We start from the raw sequence: 19,649 nt of genomic DNA, 5'->3' as shown, positions 1-19,649 counted from the left end.
ATGACATATAATGAACTAATTAATCAAGGAGTAAATAAAAATAATATAACTCATAAAGAAGAAGATGGTGTTCAAATATTTTCTATAAAAATCACCTACTTTAATAATGAATCTGAAAAGCTAAATAAAATCTATAAAGCTAGTCTGGACGTTTTAAACATAAAAAAAGATCAAGATGAGTATCGTATCATAATTGATAATTCTATTAATATTACTTCTAAAAATATTACAAGATACAACTTTAATGAATGTACCTTTATTCAAAGTGTATATTTTATAAACTGTGTTTTTTTAGAAGATATTTCTTTTAAGAATTGTCATTTTAAAGCTGATTTAAGTTTTAATAATTCTACTTTTAATGATAATATCCGATTTCATAGGTCTACTTTTCATAAGGATGCAATATTCCTAAATACTACATTCAACAAATTAGTAGACTTTTATTGGGCAAGATTTAAATCTAATCAACAATTCCATTTAACTGATTTTTTAGACAGAGCTATTTTTTCAAATGCTACTTTTGAAAAACAAACTCAATTTTTATATAACAAAGTCAAATCTTCAACTATGATTAGTTTTGAGAATGCTAGTTTCAAAGGAGCTCTTGATTTATCTAGAGCTAACTTTAAATGTCAGTTACATTTCTGGAATGTTGAAACGAATCATACCCCTGATGAATATTGGCTATGCAGTAGTGATAATATTAATAAAAAAGAAGTAGATGATATTGTAGCATATAGAAGAATGAGAGAAACTTTCAGAATTATAAAAAATGAATTTAAGTCTTCTGGTAATTTGATTAATTCTTTAGAATTTAAAAAGAAAGAAATGTTTATCTATGAGAAAGAATTAAAAGTAGACAACAACTCTAAAATGAATGATCAAATAATTGTATTTTTTAATTCAATATCTAATGATTTTGGCACAAAATGGGGAAAGGGTGTCCTATTCACTTTTGCTGCTGCTTTATTTTTTTACCTCTTATTTTTATGGTCAATTTCCGAATATTTAGTTTTTTCTTGGGATGGAACTGGAAAAACTATTAGACATTATTTTGAGTTTCTTAATATAACGATATGGAAATTTAAACCATTTGGAATTGAAGATTACGGTTCTCCTTATGTAATTTTATTTGTTGGAAAAATATTTATAGGTTATGGTTATTTTCAGACTATACAGGCTTTTAGAAAATACAGTAAATAAACTTGGTAAAATGACCTAAGCCAATTTACCAAATTTTATTATTAAAATTTTATTCCTTTATTGTAATTTTAACTCACCAAAACAATTAAAGTGTGGTATGTCTCTACTGTTATAGGTAATAGACTTATCTTTATTTTGTACCCATTCAGTTATTTTATAAGCTACACCTTCATTATTATAATAAACAATAGTTTTAGCATAAATTTTTTCTTTTTCAGGACAAACGTGCCTTATTTGTTTAATTACTTCTCCTGAATCTAATTTAATATACTTTTCCATTTTTAACTTTAACTATCTTAAAGTTATCCAACATATAATACCCATTGCTAGCAATACCTCCTAATAAAAAAAATATATCGCCTGAAGAATATGAGTTTTTAAACTTATGCCAATATTCAACTTGTTTTCCAAAAATTGTTTTCAATTTTGAAATTGAATAAACTCTCACAACTTTATTATTTTCTATCCTTACTCCTTTTATTGCTCCTACTTTATAAAAATCATCTTCCAATTTATCATTATAATTGTAGACAAAATCTCCTGAAGAAATATTATTATACTTCTGAAGTATAGTAACTTTATTCTTTTTGTTAAAAACATACTCTCCTTTAAAAAAACGATTGGTTATTATACTATCATTTAAAACAATAAGCTCCTGTTCAGTTTCTAATTCTTTTAGTTCAGTTTGCTCATTGTTTATTAGAACCTTTTTTCCTTCAATATTAAACTTAGAATTACCATCAATGACCTCCACTATAGTATTATCTAATAATTTTAGTTCTTTAATATTGAGTGTCTTTTTTCTATAGTTAGCAATTAAAGCTATAAAATCTTCTCTATTAAGATTTTTCTCATTAAAGAAAACAAATGTTTCGGCATTAGTAGAATCTTTCTCTAACACCAAAACATCTTTTTCAAAATAACTCTTATTAAATAACAGTTTTTCACTTCCTATTCTAATTATTAGATAACCATTTACAAATTCATAAGTACCATCAGATATAATACCATTAACAGAGATACTCAATCGATTAGCACTTTTGAAAAACCATTTTTTTTGAGTTCCAGTATTATCAAATTGAAACCAAGTTTTATTAATTATTTTTGTAATGTCTTTTATTTCAGTATTACTCTCTTTTAATTTTTGAAAGTAATATTTTAGAATAGCTAGCATGATTGTTATTTACAGATTTAAAAATATTATTTGACTTTGATAAAGTTTAATATTCTTGTTTTTGTTGAGCTTTTTTCTGTCCAAATTAATTTGTTTGATTCTAATTCTACTTCAGCAAGAATAGTAGAACTTCCAATTACAGTGTAAGAGGTTTCTGTCTCTTTTTCATAACTAGCAACTAAATTAGTCTTATCACAATTTTCTCCGTTAGGCTCATATATTTCACCAGATAAATTACCATGTTCTATAAATATTATTCTAGTTTGTTTCATACAATCTGGAAGTGGATTTGTGTCTGAATGACTAATTAATTTCCAAGTTCCTAAAATTGTTGTGGTATCTACTGTTTCATCATCAGGTGAACATGATAATAAGGTAAATAGTGTTAATGATAAGATAAAAATCTTTTTCATAATTAAAATATTTAATTTTCTGCGGAGAAGCTAACAGAAATGTTAGTAAAAAAGAAAGGTGTGCTCTCCTACTTATTCAGCTGCACAGAGGCTCCGCCAAGAACCTTAATCATACTAAACAGCACAGAGATAACACACCCAAATTGAGTGTGTATCTACTTATTGTACTGCTCCTATGATTACTATTGAAATTTGGCGGATTCCTGTACAAGGAGCTTGTTATAAGTAAACACCTATATTTTTATGTTTCAATTGTAAAAATAATAAACTATTTGAGTTTTAAATTATAAATTTATTGATATTTGATAATTCTATATTATGGGTTTCAGTATTAAAGCTTCTTTTTTAGAATAGCTATTTGTTCACTAACTTTTCTCTGAACTACTTTTCCATAACTTTCCTGTGTAATACTCATTTTAGAATGCCCTAATAATTCACTAACTATTTCCATAGAAACACCATTATATAATAAAACTGTTGTAGCAAAAGTTTTTCTAGCGATGTGATGAGTTAAATGTTTTTGTATTCCAACTATTTCAGCAATTTCTTTTAAATAAGAATTGAATTTTTGATTAGATATTTTAGGGAATAATTCATTTTCGTTTTGATACTTGTTGAGTATAACTAGAGCAGGAGGTAGGAGGGGGATAGAAATAGTTTTATTGGTTTTTTGACGTATCATTTTAATCCATAAATTATCATCAAAGTTTGTAATAATGTTTTCTTTTTTTAGATTTGACATTTCCTTGTAAGCTAACCCAGTGTAACAACAAAATATAAATAAGTCTTTTACCTGTTGTAGTCTAGTTTGAGTAAAAGTATAGTTGACTAATTTATTTAACTCAGAAGTATTTAAATATACAATTTCTTTTTTATACCGTTTTACTTTAAACAACATAAAGGGGTCTTTTTTAATGTAGTCTAAAGAAATACCGAGTTTTATCATTTTTCTAAATCTTTGTATTGTTTTATAAATGGTTGAAGGTTTAAACTTTTTTTCAGTTTGTAAGTAATACTCGAAATCATATAAAAAACTTTCATTTAAGTTTTTTAGCAAGTAGTCTTTTTTATGGTATTTATATTGTAAAAAATCTATAATATGTTTTTTTGTTTGATGATACTTTTCCCAAGAGGTATATGTAGCTTCTATTCCTATTAGTTTTTCCATTCTATTATTGTGATAATTTATAATATCTATCACAGTTTTTTGCTCTTTAGGAGTTTCTCCTTTGTACTTTAAATATATATCTTGTATGGTAAACTCTCTTCCTTGCATTTGTAGAAATAAAAAAGCCTGATTAATTTTTTGTTTAATCAGGCTTAGTTGAGTGTTTATAATTTCGTATTCATTATTACTAGCTTTAACTTTTTGAAATTTACTATCCCATTTAAGAGGAGGAATGAATAATCCTGTTGCAAATTCTTTACGTTTCTTTAAAAATGTTATTCTGCATCTAATAGGACATTTGTTTAATTTGTTGGTTCTGTTTTTTTGAAGATAAAAAAGTATTGATATTTTTAAGTTATTCATGTTTTCAGGAGGGTTAAAATGGTACACCAGAGAAGTTTTTGGTACACCTAATTGTATGCCTTTTCTTTTGATAAAAAAGGTTTTAAAAGTTTATAAATTTAATTTGAAAATAATTGAGAGTTGAAGTAAACATCTCTGTAGTCCCTGTAAAATAAAAAAAGCTTACAAATTTGTAAGCTTTTTTTATTTAATCCCCTAAAAAAAAATCCGAAGCTTTCGCTTCGGACTTGCGGAGAAAGAGGGATTCGAACCCCCGGTCCTGTTACAGACAACGGTTTTCAAGACCGCCGCATTCGACCACTCTGCCATTTCTCCTGAGTGCCTCATCAGATATTTCCTGATTGCGGGTGCAAATATATGACCTTTTTTCAATTCTAAAAAAGTTTTTTGCTACTTTTTTTAATAAAATTTAAGCTTTAAAAGTGTTATGAAACGTAATGCTTTTGCTATCAATAAGTTTGGTGTGAAATAAAATTTTAAAAAAATAAATAAAAAAATAAACTGAACACATAATAGGGTGCGATAATGGATTAACCGATAATTATAAGAATGAAAATTATCGTTTTTAGTAAATAAATTCTACCTTCGTCTTAACAAATAATAAGGTATGTTTAACTCATTTGGAAATATTTTAAAGCTAACTACATTTGGTGAATCTCATGGAATAGCAATTGGAGGTGTGATTGATGGATTCCCTGCAGGAGTAAAAGTTAATTTTGATGCTATTCAGCAAGAATTAGATCGTCGTAAGCCAGGACAATCTAAAATAGTGACACAACGTAAAGAGCCAGATACGGTTGAATTTTTATCAGGTATTTTTGAAGGAGTGACTACAGGAGCCTCAATAGGCTTTGTAATAAAGAATATAAATCAAAAAAGTAAAGATTATAACCATAATACAGATGTGTACCGTCCTTCACATGCCGATTATACGTATGATAAAAAATACGGAATTAGAGACCATAGAGGTGGCGGACGAACATCAGCAAGAGAAACCGCTAATTGGGTTGTAGCAGGAGCGCTGGCAAAGCAATTAATCAATCACATTAATATAAATGCATTTACATCATCAGTAGGAGATGTTTTTATGGTAAAGCCATATCAAGATTTAGATTTTTCTAAAATTGAAAGTAACATTGTTCGTTGTCCTGATGAAGCATCTGCAGAAAAGATGATTACTAAAATTCATGAAATACGTAAAGCAGGTGATACAATTGGAGGAACAATAACCTGCGTAGCACAAAATGTACCTGTTGGTTTAGGAGAACCTATTTTTCATAAGTTACATGCAGAGTTAGGAAAAGCCATGTTGTCTATCAATGCTGTAAAAGGATTTGAATTTGGAAGTGGTTTTTGTGGTGCAAAAATGCAAGGTTCTGAACACAACGATATTTTTAATCCGGATGGAACAACGCAATCTAATCTGTCAGGAGGAATTCAAGGAGGAATTTCTAACGGGATGGATATTTACTTTAGAGTAGCATTTAAACCAGTAGCTACAATAATGCAAAATCAAGCAACAACAAACTCAAAAGGTGAAGCTACCGAGATACACGGAAAAGGAAGACACGATCCTTGTGTAGTGCCTAGAGCTGTGCCTATTGTAGAAGCGTTAACAGCTTTAGTACTCGCAGATTTTTGGTTAATGAATAAAACTAGAAAAGTTTAAAAAAATAAAAAGCCCAGATACATGTATCTGGGCTTTTAAATATCTTAAAAACACGACTCTTTCTAGTAAAGAGTTAACATCGCATTTTTATCGTTATTGTTAAATGTAGTAGCAGGTCCACAAGATTGCATAATAGAAGTATTGTCAGATCCAGTTGGAGTACCAGCAATATGAATAGCTCCTACACCAGCGCTACCTTCATTAACATTTTGTCCACAGCTTTCACGTGTTTGATAATCTGTATGACGGAAACCAATACAGTGTCCAATTTCATGAGCCATTGTCCCAGCAAGTTCACTAGAAGTAGGTGCAATAGATAATTCAAACCATCTACTGTTAATACCAAAACCTTTAGCAGGATCTCCTTTTCTAGTTGGGAAACCAGCAGCTCTACCTAAAGTGATAAATCCACCACTTTCTAGTTCGTAAAACTCATTAACTTCAATGTCAGCCTTAGATTTACCTTTACCACCATAAGAAACTCTTTGGTAAGTTAATTGAGAACCTAAATTGTTTAACATAACAATAGTTTTGTCTAAAGCATCAGAACCTAAAGTTCCTAAATCAGGAGAAACACTTACTGTAATAACTCTAGGTAAACCAGTTACTAAGTTAGTAGTTCGGTAATGTTCAGTGTTTGGAATGTTTGAACCTTCACCTAACTCATCAATTTGAGCAAAAGTAAAGAACATGTCTTCTACAGCTACACCTTTTTCTCCCATAAAGGTAGTTACTTTAGCTGAAGAAGTTTCGAAATAAGCAGCTTGTAGTTTTGAAACTATTTCAGGCGTAATTTCGCTAGTTTCGTTGTTTGGAATAGTCTCTTCTGAAGAGTTACATGCAGTAAACAAAATAACTGCAAAAGCCAAAAGGCTTAATAGTTGTGAATTTAAATTTTTCATTTTTTTGAAAGGGTTTTTATTAAAAAATTTCAACGAATGTATGTTTTTATAATGGAATATGCAAAAAAAGTGTTTTATTTGCGTTAATAATATATTTTTATGAGGCTGTTTTTTCTTTTTGTTTTCGGAATGTTTTTAACATTTAAAATGCACTCACAAGTTGATTTTCCTGATTATGTAAAAAAAATAGAACCCAAAAAATATCAGGAAAAAGAGTTGAAAAAAAAATATTATTTAATTCATAAAAAAGACCTGATTTTCAATGAGAAAGAAGTTAATGTAATACGAAAATTAGACGAAAACTTTTTTATAATAACAAAAAAAGAAAAACCTTTTTCTTTTAAAGGAAAGTTATTTGATATAAATGATAGTTGGAAACAATCATATAGAGTTTCAGGATTGCCAAAGAAAAAGAATAAACAGGTAAAGGTTGTTGTTAAAACAATGAATTCAAAGCTGTTCTTAGAAGAAGTAAAAGAAAAAAATATAAGTATTGAAGTACAACACAAGTATAAAGATATTTTAACCCTTAAAGTATCTTCAGCTGATATAGGTAAATTAACCTCCATGTATCAGGTTGTTTATATAGATATTCAAATTGCTCCTAACCTAGAAAAAGTACCGATTGAAAAAGTAGATTTAAGTGTTAATAATATATATAAGCTTCAAAATAACTTTAAAACTATTAATGGAGAAGGAGTAACTGTTTCTGTAAAGGAACTGTTGTTTGATGTAGAAGATATAGATTTAAGAAATAGAGTAAAACTATATGGACGTGAAGCAGAGGATGTTTCTAGTCATGCAACATCAATGGCCACTATAATAGGAGGGGCAGGAAATAGTGCATATAACTCTAAAGGAGTTGCTAATCATAGTTATTTATCATCTTCAGACTTCAGTACACTACTACCTGATAATGATACTTATTATGTTAGTAATAATATATTTGTTCAAAACCATTCTTACGGAACAGAGATAGAAAACTTCTATGGAGCTGAGGCAAATGCTTATGACCAAAGTACAATTGATATACCTGAACTACTTCATGTTTTTTCTTCTGGAAATACAGGAGAAGTAGCATCAAATGAGGGAGTTTATCAAGGAGTAGAAGGGTATGCTAATATGACAGGAAACTATAAAATGGCTAAAAATGTTTTAGTTGTTGGAGGGGTAAATAAAGAGTTAGCGGTAAGTACGAGAAGTTCAAAAGGACCTGCTTATGACGGTAGGGTGAAACCAGAATTGGTAGCACACGGTCCGGATGGAACATCAGATGCGGCGGCGATAGTTTCTGGCGTAGCAACCTTGCTACAACATAAATATAAAGAGAAAACAAACAAATTTCCTTCTTCGGCATTATTAAAATCTGTATTAATTGCGGGAGCTGACGATGTTGGTTCAAAAGGAATTGACTTTAAAAGCGGTTACGGTAATGTAAACGGTTCTCAAAGCATGAGTATTTTAGAAAATGGAAGGTATATTAATGATGAAATTTCTGGTAATGAAATAAAAGAATATTCAATTCCTATAAATACAACAGCAAAAGAAATACGAGTAGCGTTAGTTTGGAATGATGTTCCTGCTAATGTTAATGACAATAAAGCGTTGATAAATGATCTAGATTTAGAAGTGAATAGTGGTGCAAATTCATGGTTACCTTGGGTGTTGGATGCGTCACCATCCAAAAGTTCGTTAGAAAAAGAAGCTACGCAAGGAGAAGATCACTTGAATAATATAGAATTAATTACAATTGATAACCCTACGACAGGGACATATAGTATAAAAGTAAAAGCAAATTCATTAGTAACAGCAACGCAAACATTTTCTATCGCTTATTTTTATCAGCCTAAAGATACCTTTACATGGAATTATCCTAATAAAGAGGATAAGCTACCAGCTGTAACGGACAAATATGTACGATGGACCAATAACTTAGATTTCCCTATAAGTAAAATAGAATATTCTATTAATAGTGGAGGTTGGACAGAAATAGTAAACGCTGCAAATATTACAAGACCATTTTTTCTTTGGAATACTCCAGATGTTAACGGGGTGGCTCAATTAAGAGCTTTGGTAAATGGAGTGTATTATACATCTGAAGAATTTGTAATTTCAGAAGTCATTACACCAACTGTCGATTTTAATTGTGATGAAAATATTCAATTTAGCTGGGAGTCAGTTCCAAATGTAACAGCATATAATGTACAATTGTTAGAAGATGCTTATATGTACACCAACTCAACAGTAAGTGAAACAAATATTGTAATTCCAAAAAACACATTTAAAACACCTTATATATCAGTTACGCCAGTTTTTAATGGAGGAGTAGGAGTTAAAGGACAAACAATAAACTACAACTCGCAAGGAGTAAACTGTTATTACAAAAATTTTTTAGCCTTTGTAAAAAATGAAAATGTAGTAGATGTTCGATTAAGTTTAAGTACTTTGACCAATGTAGCTTCGGTTGTCTTTGAAAAAACACGCAACGGAGAAACAGAAGTAATTCAAACATATACAATGCCTAGTTTACAAGATCTTCAAACAGAAGATGAAAAAAATTTAGGTGGAGAAAATGAATATAGGGCTAAAATTATTCTTGATAATGGAACAGAAATATATACAGATAGTATAAAAATAGAGTTCCCTTTTGATAATACTTTAAAAATATATCCAAATCCTGTAATAGCTTCAGAAGGAATGTTTGTGTATTCAAGAGGGAATAATTTAGATATAGAAATTATAGATGTCACAGGAAGAATAATTTATACAAACAAAATTCAAAAAATCAGGCAAACCATTCCTATACCAAACTTTAAAACAGGTTTACTGTTTGTTCGTATATTAAAAGAAGGGCAACAAATAGCAGTAAAGAAAATACTAGTAAAACCTTGACAGCTATAAATAATATTTAAGAACACTAAAACTTTTGTGTTACTTTTTGTAATTTTACAAAGTCACTTCGGATGATTTCGATACTCTATCGAAATTGTATCGAGAAGTTTATACGAACCTGTTCTCGATAAAGTCATTCTAAAGACAATTTTATAATATTTTATTTAGAAATGATTATGGACTACATTAAAGGGCGTGGTGCACAACACAACACACACAATAAATTTATACAACATCAACACGAGGTGTTAGATGACTTTTTAAATTATTGTGAAGCTGAAAATGAATTAGCAGACAATAATAAAACAACTTATTTAGAAATTCACCCCAAAACAATTTTGAATAAAGTAACGAGTCCTGATATTGGGTTCTCATATTCAATGAATCCATACCAAGGTTGTGAGCATGGATGTATATATTGCTATGCGCGTAACACACACGAATATTGGGGGTATTCAGCAGGGTTAGACTTCGAACGAAAAATATTGTACAAAGCCAATGCGCCAGAATTATTAGAGAAAAAGTTGCGAAGCCGTAATTGGCAACCCCAAAATATTATGTTTTCAGGAAATACAGACTGTTACCAACCAGTAGAAAAGAAACTTGAAATCACACGAAAAATGCTACAAGTGCTATTAAAATTAAAGCATCCAGTAAGTATGATAACAAAAAATGCATTAATACTTCGTGATCTAGATATTTTAAAAGAAATGGCAGCTATGAATTTAGTGAGAGTGAGTATATCAATCACATCGTTATCAGAAGAAACAAGAAGAGTAGTAGAGCCAAGAACAGCAACAATCAAAAAAAGATTAGAAACAGTTAAGACATTAACGGAAAATAATATTCCAGTTAATGTTATGATGGCGCCAATTATACCTTCAATCAATAGTCATGAAATATTACCATTAGTAAAAAAAGTAAGTGAGTTAGGAGTAGCGTCAGTTGGATATACGATAGTACGTTTGAATGGAGCGATTGGGGAAATTTTTACCAATTGGGTAAGAAAAACCTACCCCGATAGAGCAAACAAAATACTGCATCAAATAGAAGACACGCATAAGGGCTCGTTGAATGATTCACGTTATGGGAGTAGAATGAGAGGGGAAGGAAAAATAGCAGAGCAAATAAATACACAATTTAAGCTGGCAAGAAAACTGTATTTAAAAGATAAAACACTCCCTCCGCTAGATTATACTAAATTTGATAAGTACCAAACTAATCAAACAACACTGTTTTAAATAATATTTTATAAAAGGAAATTACCTACATTATATATATAATGTATTTCTAAAAAGCACCTTTATTACTAAGGGCGTTCCATTTAATGGTTATTTTCGCTTAGGCTCAATAACATTAAATGTCGGGCTTTCCGCTATATCTTTTGTTCTTGAGATGCTATCGCAAGTCAAAAACAAAAGGATGCCGCTTTAATCCCTAACGCGATTTGTTACCTTCATATATAGTACTTGTAAGTCACTTTAGTGTTAATGATAGTAGTTAAAAGATGTTTTATATGTGAAAGAGTAGGTATTGTTTTGATTGGTTAGAAAAAACTTTCGGATATAAAGTGTTAGATTATAGCGGATTAAAAGAAGGTGGTGAAAAAAGGTAGAAAAAGTACTTGTTGAATGGAAAAAGGTATCTATATTTGCACCCGCAAACGGAAAAGCGGTAAGCTAAGAAGTTAGTGAGAGTTCATTAAAATAGGGTTTAAGATATTTAAAGGAAAAGGTTAAAAAATAGTTTAAATTTTTCTTGTTTATTAATAAATAAAGTGAGTATCTTTGCAGTCCGATTTTTAGGGAATTAGTTCATTAAAATAGTGTAGCAAAAACAAGCGAAAAAAACTTCAAAAAAAGTTTTGTCAGATTAAAAAGAGTTTGTAGTTTTGCATCCGCTTTCACAAAGCGACACGATCACAGAAATTTTGGAAGACGATAAGTTACTAGTTCGAGTCTAGTGTTTCTACAAGAGATTGAGTTTAGAGACGGAGTATGTAAAGTACTTGTCAGTATCGACTCGATACGTTCATTGAAAATATTGAAATTGACAGCGTAAAACAAAGAGTAGAATAGCCATAACTTCTACGAAGTTAGAAATTCTTTTGGAACTTAACATTTATAATATTAAAGATTATACAATGAAGAGTTTGATCCTGGCTCAGGATGAACGCTAGCGGCAGGCTTAACACATGCAAGTCGAGGGGCAGCGAATCTAGCTTGCTAGATGTCGGCGACCGGCGAACGGGTGCGTAACGCGTATAGAATCTGCCTTGTACAGGAGGATAGCCTTTAGAAATGAAGATTAATACTCCATAGTGTTGTGAACTGGCATCAGTTTATAATTAAAGATTTATCGGTACAAGATGACTATGCGTCCTATTAGCTAGATGGTAAGGTAACGGCTTACCATGGCGACGATAGGTAGGGGGTCTGAGAGGATTATCCCCCACACTGGTACTGAGACACGGACCAGACTCCTACGGGAGGCAGCAGTGAGGAATATTGGTCAATGGAGGCAACTCTGAACCAGCCATGCCGCGTGCAGGAAGACTGCCCTATGGGTTGTAAACTGCTTTTATACAGGAAGAAACAGAACTACGTGTAGTTCCTTGACGGTACTGTAAGAATAAGCACCGGCTAACTCCGTGCCAGCAGCCGCGGTAATACGGAGGGTGCAAGCGTTATCCGGAATCATTGGGTTTAAAGGGTCCGCAGGCGGTCAATTAAGTCAGAGGTGAAATCCCATAGCTTAACTATGGAACTGCCTTTGATACTGGTTGACTTGAGTTATACGGAAGTAGATAGAATAAGTAGTGTAGCGGTGAAATGCATAGATATTACTTAGAATACCGATTGCGAAGGCAGTCTACTACGTATATACTGACGCTCATGGACGAAAGCGTGGGGAGCGAACAGGATTAGATACCCTGGTAGTCCACGCCGTAAACGATGGACACTAGTTGTTGGGTTTATATTCAGTGACTAAGCGAAAGTGATAAGTGTCCCACCTGGGGAGTACGATCGCAAGATTGAAACTCAAAGGAATTGACGGGGGCCCGCACAAGCGGTGGAGCATGTGGTTTAATTCGATGATACGCGAGGAACCTTACCAGGGCTTAAATGTAGAGTGACAGGGCTAGAGATAGCTTTTTCTTCGGACACTTTACAAGGTGCTGCATGGTTGTCGTCAGCTCGTGCCGTGAGGTGTCAGGTTAAGTCCTATAACGAGCGCAACCCTTATCGTTAGTTGCTAGCAGGTAAAGCTGAGGACTCTAGCGAGACTGCCGGTGCAAACCGTGAGGAAGGTGGGGATGACGTCAAATCATCACGGCCCTTACGTCCTGGGCTACACACGTGCTACAATGGTATGGACAATGAGCAGCCACAACGCGAGTTGGAGCGAATCTACAAACCATATCACAGTTCGGATCGGAGTCTGCAACTCGACTCCGTGAAGCTGGAATCGCTAGTAATCGGATATCAGCCATGATCCGGTGAATACGTTCCCGGGCCTTGTACACACCGCCCGTCAAGCCATGGAAGCTGGGGGTGCCTGAAGTCGGTTACCGCAAGGAGCTGCCTAGGGTAAAACTGGTAACTAGGGCTAAGTCGTAACAAGGTAGCCGTACCGGAAGGTGCGGCTGGAACACCTCCTTTCTAGAGAAAGATGGTGAGTTACATAAGAGGTTTTATTTTACTCTTTGCTGTTAATTTTAAAAAATAGACTAAGATCTTAATAGTCTCGTAGCTCAGCTGGTTAGAGCGCTACACTGATAATGTAGAGGTCGGCAGTTCGAGTCTGCCCGAGACTACAATTTTAAGACTTAGTAAAGGAAATTCTAGAGGTTGAGTGAGTGATTAAATGCTTCACTCATGTACTAAAAACTCATCACTAGAAGTATGGGGGATTAGCTCAGCTGGCTAGAGCGCTTGCCTTGCACGCAAGAGGTCATCGGTTCGACTCCGATATTCTCCACAACGGCATTAAGTTGTCCACGAAGTTTAAATACTTGTCAGTGGCGACACGCCACAAGTTCATTGACATATTGGTAAAATGATATCGTAAAGAATCAAGATAGAGAGTTAGATAACATCTAACAACATATTTTTATAAGAACAAGAATTATAAAGAGCTCGTTGTAGTAGAGATACTACAGCAAAAAGTACAATAAGCTAAATAAGGGCGTATGGAGGATGCCTAGGCTTTCAGAGGCGAAGAAGGACGCGATAAGCTGCGATAAGCTACGGGGAGGGGCACATACCTATCGATCCGTAGATTTCCGAATGGGGCAACCCAATACATTGAAGATGTATTACCCGCAAGGGGGCAAACGTGGTGAACTGAAACATCTAAGTAACCATAGGAAGAGAAAACAAAAGTGATTCCGTTAGTAGTGGCGAGCGAACGCGGATTAGCCCAAACCAATGTTGTTACGGCAATATTGGGGTTGTAGGGCTGCGACATTAGAATCTAAGAGAACTGGAATCGTTTGGAAAGACGAACCATAGAGAGTGATAGTCTCGTACAGGTAATCGAAGAGGATATAGCAGTACCCTGAGTAGTGCGGGACACGTGTAATCCTGTATGAATCCACCGGGACCATCCGGTAAGGCTAAATACTCCTGAAAGACCGATAGTGAACTAGTACCGTGAGGGAAAGGTGAAAAGAACCCTAAGTAAGGGAGTGAAAGAGAACCTGAAACCGTACGCCTACAAGCGGTCGAAGCACATTTACTGTGTGACGGCGTGCCTTTTGCATAATGAGCCTACGAGTTACTGTTGCTAGCAAGGTTAAAGATTTAAGGTCTGGAGCCGAAGCGAAAGCGAGTCTGAATAGGGCGATTATAGTTAGTAGTAGTAGACGCGAAACCGAGTGATCTACCCATGGGCAGGTTGAAGCTGTGGTAACACACAGTGGAGGACCGAACCAGTTGACGTTGAAAAGTCTTTGGATGACCTGTGGGTAGGGGTGAAAGGCCAATCAAACTCGGAAATAGCTCGTACTCCCCGAAATGCATTTAGGTGCAGCGTTGATTAAAAGTTTTATAGAGGTAGAGCTACTGATTGGATGCGGGGGCTTCACCGCCTACCAATTCCTGACAAACTCCGAATGCTATAAAATGTTTCTCAGCAGTGAGGGCATGGGTGCTAAGGTCCATGTCCGAGAGGGAAAGAACCCAGACCATCAGCTAAGGTCCCCAAATATATGTTAAGTTGAAAAAACGAGGTTTGACTGCCCAGACAGCTAGGATGTTGGCTTGGAAGCAGCCATTCATTTAAAGAGTGCGTAACAGCTCACTAGTCGAGCGGTCGAGCATGGATAATAATCGGGCATAAACATATTACCGAAGCTATGGACTTATTAAAGTGGTAGGGGAGCATTCTATATGTGCTGAAGGTGTACTGTGAGGTATGCTGGAACGTATAGAAAAGAAAATGTAGGCATAAGTAACGATAAAGGGGGCGAGAAACCCCCTCACCGAAAGACTAAGGTTTCCTCAGCGATGCTAATCAGCTGAGGGTTAGTCGGGACCTAAGGCGAATCCGAAGGGAGTAGTCGATGGCCAACAGGTTAATATTCCTGTACTTCTTATAATTGCGATGGGGTGACGGAGTAATGAAAGCACCGCGAGCTGACGGAATAGCTCGTTGAAGTATGTAGGTATTAGATTTGTAGGCAAATCCGCAGATCTAGCTGAAGTACGATAGTACCACAAGTCTTCGGATGCGTGGATAGTGTGCCTAAAGGCTTCCAAGAAAAACCTCTAAGCTTCAGATTATAAGAACCCGTACCGTAAACCGACACAGGTAGTTGGGATGAGAATTCTAAGGTGCTCGAGAGATTCATGGCTAAGGAACTAGGCAAAATAGACTCGTAACTTCGGGAGAAGAGTCGCCAACAGCAATGTTGGCCGCAGTGAAAAGATCCAGGCGACTGTTTATCAAAAACACAGGGCTTTGCTAAATTGAAAGATGATGTATAAGGCCTGACACCTGCCCGGTGCTGGAAGGTTAAGTGGAGTTGTTAGCTTCGGCGAAGCAATCAAATGAAGCCCCAGTAAACGGCGGCCGTAACTATAACGGTCCTAAGGTAGCGAAATTCCTTGTCGGGTAAGTTCCGACCTGCACGAATGGTGCAACGATCTGGATACTGTCTCAGCCATGAGCTCGGTGAAATTGTAGTATCGGTGAAGATGCCGATTACCCGCAGCGGGACGAAAAGACCCCGTGAACCTTTACTATAGCTTCGTATTGACTTTGGATAAGTAATGTGTAGGATAGGTGGGAGACTTTGAAGCGGCGTCGCTAGGCGTTGTGGAGTCATCCTTGAAATACCACCCTTTGCTTATCTAGAGCCTAACTCAGCAATGAGAACAGTGCGTGGTGGGTAGTTTGACTGGGGTGGTCGCCTCCAAAAGAGTAACGGAGGCTTCTAAAGGTTCCCTCAGCACGCTTGGTAACCGTGCGTAGAGTGCAATGGCATAAGGGAGCTTGACTGAGAGACATACAGGTCGATCAGGTACGAAAGTAGAGCATAGTGATCCGGTGGTTCCGCATGGAAGGGCCATCGCTCAAAGGATAAAAGGTACTCCGGGGATAACAGGCTGATCTCCCCCAAGAGCTCACATCGACGGGGGGGTTTGGCACCTCGATGTCGGCTCGTCACATCCTGGGGCTGGAGAAGGTCCCAAGGGTTGGGCTGTTCGCCCATTAAAGTGGCACGCGAGCTGGGTTCAGAACGTCGTGAGACAGTTCGGTCTCTATCTGCTGTGGGCGTTAGAAATTTGAGTGGATCTGACTTTAGTACGAGAGGACCGAGTTGGACTGACCTCTAGTGTATCTGTTGTCTCGCCAGGGGCACTGCAGAGTAGCTACGTCGGGAAGGGATAAGCGCTGAAAGCATATAAGCGCGAAACCCACCACAAGATGAGATTTCTTTAAAGGGTCGTGGAAGATCACCACGTTGATAGGCTATAGGTGTAAGTGCAGTAATGTATGTAGCCGAGTAGTACTAATAACCCATAGGCTTATGTACGTATCCCGGTCCTAGTGGCCGGGAGCAAACTCTTTGATGATTTAGGATATGATTTTACTAATATGTTAACTTTTACAGTTGAGATATACTGAAACGATTTAAGGTGATTATCGCAATGGGGCTCACCTCTTACCATTCCGAACAGAGAAGTTAAGCCCATTAGCGCCGATGGTACTGCCACAGGTGGGAGAGTAGGTCGTTGCCTTTCTTTAACAAACCTCAATCTTTGATTAGATTGAGGTTTTTTTTTGCTCTTATTTTTGAGAAACTTATAGCGGAGGTTTGATGCCTATTGAAAGTAAATAAAAGAGATATAAACTATTTTAAAGCTCTTTACAGGGAAATTGATTTATATCTTTTAATCGTTGTTGTATGAGTCTTAAATGACTAAATAATTTAAGCAATAACTTTCAGTGGATTATTGTGCAGAAGGTATCAAATTTATATTTAAAAGGTATAAATTTACCTAGACTATATTTACTAAATTTGATAAACATCAAACCAATCAAACAAGCTTATTTTAATGGATTTTTATCAGAAACTCTTAGAGATTTTAGAATCTAATTGGGAGAAAGAAATTGTTCTTAAAAGAAATGAATATTTAGTAACGAAAGAAGCTATAAACACAGATTTATTCTTAGTAGAAGAAGGCAGTTTACATGTTTTTATTGAGGATGAAGAAGAAGAACATACGATTCGATTTGGATACAAGAACTCCATAATAACAGCTCTAGACAGTTTTTTAACCGAACAACCAACGAAGTTTTATATACAAGCATTAAAGAAATGTCGTTTGAAAAGGATTTCTAAAAAATCTTTTTCAGCACTTATGCAAGCTTCAGAAGAAAATAAGAAGGTATGGGAGCAATTATTGCAAAGCTTTGTGTATCAACAAATAGAAAGAGAGATAGATTTGATAACTTACTCACCACAAAAACGTTTTGAAAATGTTTTGCAAAGAAGCCCACAGGTATTTCAAGAAATTCCTTTGAAATACATTGCTTCTTATTTACGAATGACACCAGAAACTTTATCGAGAATTTTAAAAACTCTTGATTAGCCTCAAGAATTTTTCATTATAAAAGAGTCAATTTTGAAGAAAATTTAAAAGATGGTTTTTAAAACGGAACAATTAATAGAGGAGTTAAAACAATATGTAAATTCTCATATTAAATTTGTGCAATCATTAAATGAACTTTCAGAAGATGATTTGCAAAGAAAAAAAGATATGAAGTCATGGTCGGTGGTTGAGTGTTTGGAACATTTAAACATGTACGCAGTTTTTTACAATGAAGAAATACAAAAGCAACTGCAAAACTCCAGATATCATAAATCAGAAATTTTTAGACCTGGGTATTTAGGAAACAAATTTGCAGTAGATATGTTGCCGAAAAAGGGTATGAAAACTATGAATACATTTAAGAGTAAAAATCCTATATATTCAAGGTTGAATACAAAAGAAGTAATAGCTAACTTTTTAAAAAATCAGAAGAAATTGTTAGAGTTATTAGAAGAAGCCAAACAAAAAGATTTGACTAAAATTAAAACAGCAATTACACTACCTTTGTTAAAACTTAGATTAGGAGATACGCTTCGTTTTGTAATTCATCATAACGAACGTCATATAGTTCAAGCTCAAAAGGTGTTGAAAAATTAATAAGATTATGCCTAGTTATAATAGCATCATTTTATATTTTAGTTGAGTATTTTGCTAATGATATGATGTTTGACAATCCACTACTTTTTTTTATTTGTTCTTTAGGTGTTTTTAATGGTCTCTTGGTGAGTATCTATTTTTTATTGCTTGATAAAACAAAAAGAGTCCCTAATTTTTTATTTGGACTGTTAACTTTCTTTTTAACAGTACGAATAGGGAAGTCCGTTTACACAATATTTACCCCTAGGGAGGAAAGAAATTTATGGATTGTTCAAATAGGACTATCGGCTTGTTTTTTAATAGGAATCTCGTTGTATTACTATTTAAAATCATCTGTTACAAAAACGAAGAAAATTCCGTTAAACTGGAAAATTCATTTTTTAATATTATTCCTAGTAATACTTATAGTAGGAATCATAAAGCCATATGCAATAGACACGCTTTTTTGGAATACCTATTTTGTTAAGTTTATTTATTTGGTTTGGGGTATTTATGTTGTGATGTCAGGTTTTATCCTAAAAGATGTTTTCAATAAACTATTTTCAAAAAAAGAAACTTGTACTACTTCAGAAGTATGGTTGGTAGCCGTTTATATGAGTAATTTGCTAATTTATTTAGCATATATCATAGGGTATTTTTATTTCTATTTTGTAGGAACTGTTACTTTTTCTTTTGTTTTTTATGGATTAGTGTTGTTTTTTCTTTCTAAGAAAAATAGAGAGTCTATTTTTAAAGACTTACCAGAAAAATACTCTGCAAAAAAGATTGAAAGTAAAGAAGCTGATTATTTAAAATTACAATTAGATACTTTAATGAAAGAAGAAGAGTTGTATAAAAATACGGCTATAAAACTGTCTGATATTTCTGTTAAAATAGGGGTGTCTTCTCATAAATTATCGCAATTTCTAAATGATAATCTTGGAAAAAGCTTTGCAACATTTTTGAATGAATACAGAATTGAGGAAGCGAAGAAACTATTAAAAGAAAATCATAAAATTACTTTAGAAAGTATTGGTTTTGAAGCTGGATTTTCTTCAAAATCAAACTTTTATGCTACTTTTAAAAAGGTGGTTGGGCAAACCCCAGCTCAATATCAAAAGCAGTTTTTATAAGGTTTTTAGTGCAGAATTATAATTTAGGACGCCTAAATTATAGGACATCATCAA

12 protein-coding genes, 3 tRNA genes and 3 rRNA genes are annotated in these 19,649 nt (G+C 34.1%); 12 read left to right on the top strand and 6 right to left on the bottom strand.

Annotation, left to right across the window (positions count from 1 at the left end; genetic code table 11):
• On the top strand, nucleotides 1-1,203 hold the full coding sequence (locus D6T69_RS13225; RefSeq protein WP_125068229.1) for a pentapeptide repeat-containing protein: 1,203 nt from the start codon (nucleotides 1-3) through the stop codon (nucleotides 1,201-1,203).
• 57 nt (nucleotides 1,204-1,260) lie between these two features.
• Here D6T69_RS13225 and D6T69_RS13220 read toward each other — a convergent pair whose 3' ends face one another.
• The 5 genes from D6T69_RS13220 to D6T69_RS13200 form a co-directional block, all read right to left on the bottom strand.
• Nucleotides 1,261-1,482: a hypothetical protein gene (locus D6T69_RS13220; protein WP_125068227.1), complete on the bottom strand. Its 222-nt coding sequence runs from the start codon at nucleotides 1,480-1,482 to the stop codon at nucleotides 1,261-1,263.
• The gene (locus D6T69_RS13215) at nucleotides 1,466-2,377 is read right to left on the bottom strand and encodes a hypothetical protein (protein WP_125068226.1); all 912 of its coding nucleotides are present in this window, start codon (nucleotides 2,375-2,377) and stop codon (nucleotides 1,466-1,468) included. The genes D6T69_RS13220 and D6T69_RS13215 overlap by 17 nt, the downstream gene beginning before the upstream one ends.
• Before the next feature lie 26 nt (nucleotides 2,378-2,403).
• On the bottom strand, nucleotides 2,404-2,790 hold the full coding sequence (locus tag D6T69_RS13210) for a lipocalin family protein (protein WP_125068224.1): 387 nt from the start codon (nucleotides 2,788-2,790) through the stop codon (nucleotides 2,404-2,406).
• A 331-nt stretch (nucleotides 2,791-3,121) separates the two neighbouring features.
• A complete protein-coding gene (locus tag D6T69_RS13205) occupies nucleotides 3,122-4,321 on the bottom strand; it encodes a site-specific integrase (protein ID WP_125069311.1) in 1,200 nt (399 codons plus the stop codon).
• Nucleotides 4,322-4,551: 230 nt separating this feature from the next.
• Nucleotides 4,552-4,636: transfer RNA gene (locus D6T69_RS13200), tRNA-Ser, on the bottom strand.
• Between the two features lie 292 nt (nucleotides 4,637-4,928).
• On the opposite strand from D6T69_RS13200, the gene aroC reads away from it, so the two are divergent.
• Nucleotides 4,929-5,990, top strand: coding sequence for a chorismate synthase (gene aroC, locus D6T69_RS13195; RefSeq protein WP_125068222.1), 1,062 nt, complete (start codon nucleotides 4,929-4,931; stop codon nucleotides 5,988-5,990).
• Between the two features lie 62 nt (nucleotides 5,991-6,052).
• Here the strand turns inward: aroC and D6T69_RS13190 are convergent, their stop codons facing one another.
• Nucleotides 6,053-6,892 carry a M57 family metalloprotease gene (locus tag D6T69_RS13190; RefSeq protein ID WP_125068220.1) on the bottom strand — a complete coding sequence of 280 codons (840 nt, stop codon included), beginning with the start codon at nucleotides 6,890-6,892 and terminating at the stop codon, nucleotides 6,053-6,055.
• Between the two features lie 147 nt (nucleotides 6,893-7,039).
• Between D6T69_RS13190 and D6T69_RS13185 the strand changes: the two genes are divergently transcribed.
• The 10 genes from D6T69_RS13185 to D6T69_RS13140 all read left to right on the top strand — a co-directional run bounded on the left by D6T69_RS13185 (nucleotide 7,040) and on the right by D6T69_RS13140 (nucleotide 19,595).
• Nucleotides 7,040-9,784 (top strand): S8 family peptidase, encoded by a 2,745-nt coding sequence (locus tag D6T69_RS13185; protein WP_164506729.1) that lies wholly within the window; start codon nucleotides 7,040-7,042, stop codon nucleotides 9,782-9,784.
• 176 nt (nucleotides 9,785-9,960) lie between these two features.
• Nucleotides 9,961-11,025, top strand: a complete 1,065-nt coding sequence (locus D6T69_RS13180) for a PA0069 family radical SAM protein (RefSeq protein WP_125068216.1) — start codon at nucleotides 9,961-9,963, stop codon at nucleotides 11,023-11,025.
• Between the two features lie 899 nt (nucleotides 11,026-11,924).
• A 16S ribosomal RNA gene (locus tag D6T69_RS13175) occupies nucleotides 11,925-13,446 on the top strand.
• An 81-nt stretch (nucleotides 13,447-13,527) separates the two neighbouring features.
• Nucleotides 13,528-13,601, top strand: a tRNA-Ile gene (locus tag D6T69_RS13170).
• Nucleotides 13,602-13,691: 90 nt separating this feature from the next.
• Nucleotides 13,692-13,765, top strand: a tRNA-Ala gene (locus D6T69_RS13165).
• 190 nt (nucleotides 13,766-13,955) lie between these two features.
• Nucleotides 13,956-16,826: ribosomal RNA gene (locus D6T69_RS13160) — 23S ribosomal RNA — on the top strand.
• Nucleotides 16,827-16,925: 99 nt separating this feature from the next.
• A 5S ribosomal RNA gene (gene rrf / locus D6T69_RS13155) occupies nucleotides 16,926-17,034 on the top strand.
• The 16S, 23S and 5S rRNA genes sit together here with 2 tRNA genes alongside, the layout of an rRNA operon.
• 315 nt (nucleotides 17,035-17,349) lie before the next feature.
• The gene (locus tag D6T69_RS13150; protein ID WP_125068214.1) at nucleotides 17,350-17,886 is read left to right on the top strand and encodes a Crp/Fnr family transcriptional regulator; all 537 of its coding nucleotides are present in this window, start codon (nucleotides 17,350-17,352) and stop codon (nucleotides 17,884-17,886) included.
• A 51-nt stretch (nucleotides 17,887-17,937) separates the two neighbouring features.
• Nucleotides 17,938-18,483, top strand: coding sequence for a DinB family protein (locus D6T69_RS13145; RefSeq protein ID WP_125068212.1), 546 nt, complete (start codon nucleotides 17,938-17,940; stop codon nucleotides 18,481-18,483).
• 125 nt (nucleotides 18,484-18,608) lie between these two features.
• Entirely contained in the window at nucleotides 18,609-19,595 is a 987-nt protein-coding gene (locus D6T69_RS13140) for an AraC family transcriptional regulator (protein WP_164506728.1), read from the top strand.
• Nucleotides 19,596-19,649: the final 54 nt, after the last annotated feature.

It is taken from the genome of Tenacibaculum singaporense (genome assembly GCF_003867015.1).
Taxonomy (GTDB): domain Bacteria; phylum Bacteroidota; class Bacteroidia; order Flavobacteriales; family Flavobacteriaceae; genus Polaribacter; species Polaribacter singaporensis.
Note: the sequence above shows the minus strand (reverse complement) of the source record. Positions and strands in the feature narration are given on the sequence as shown.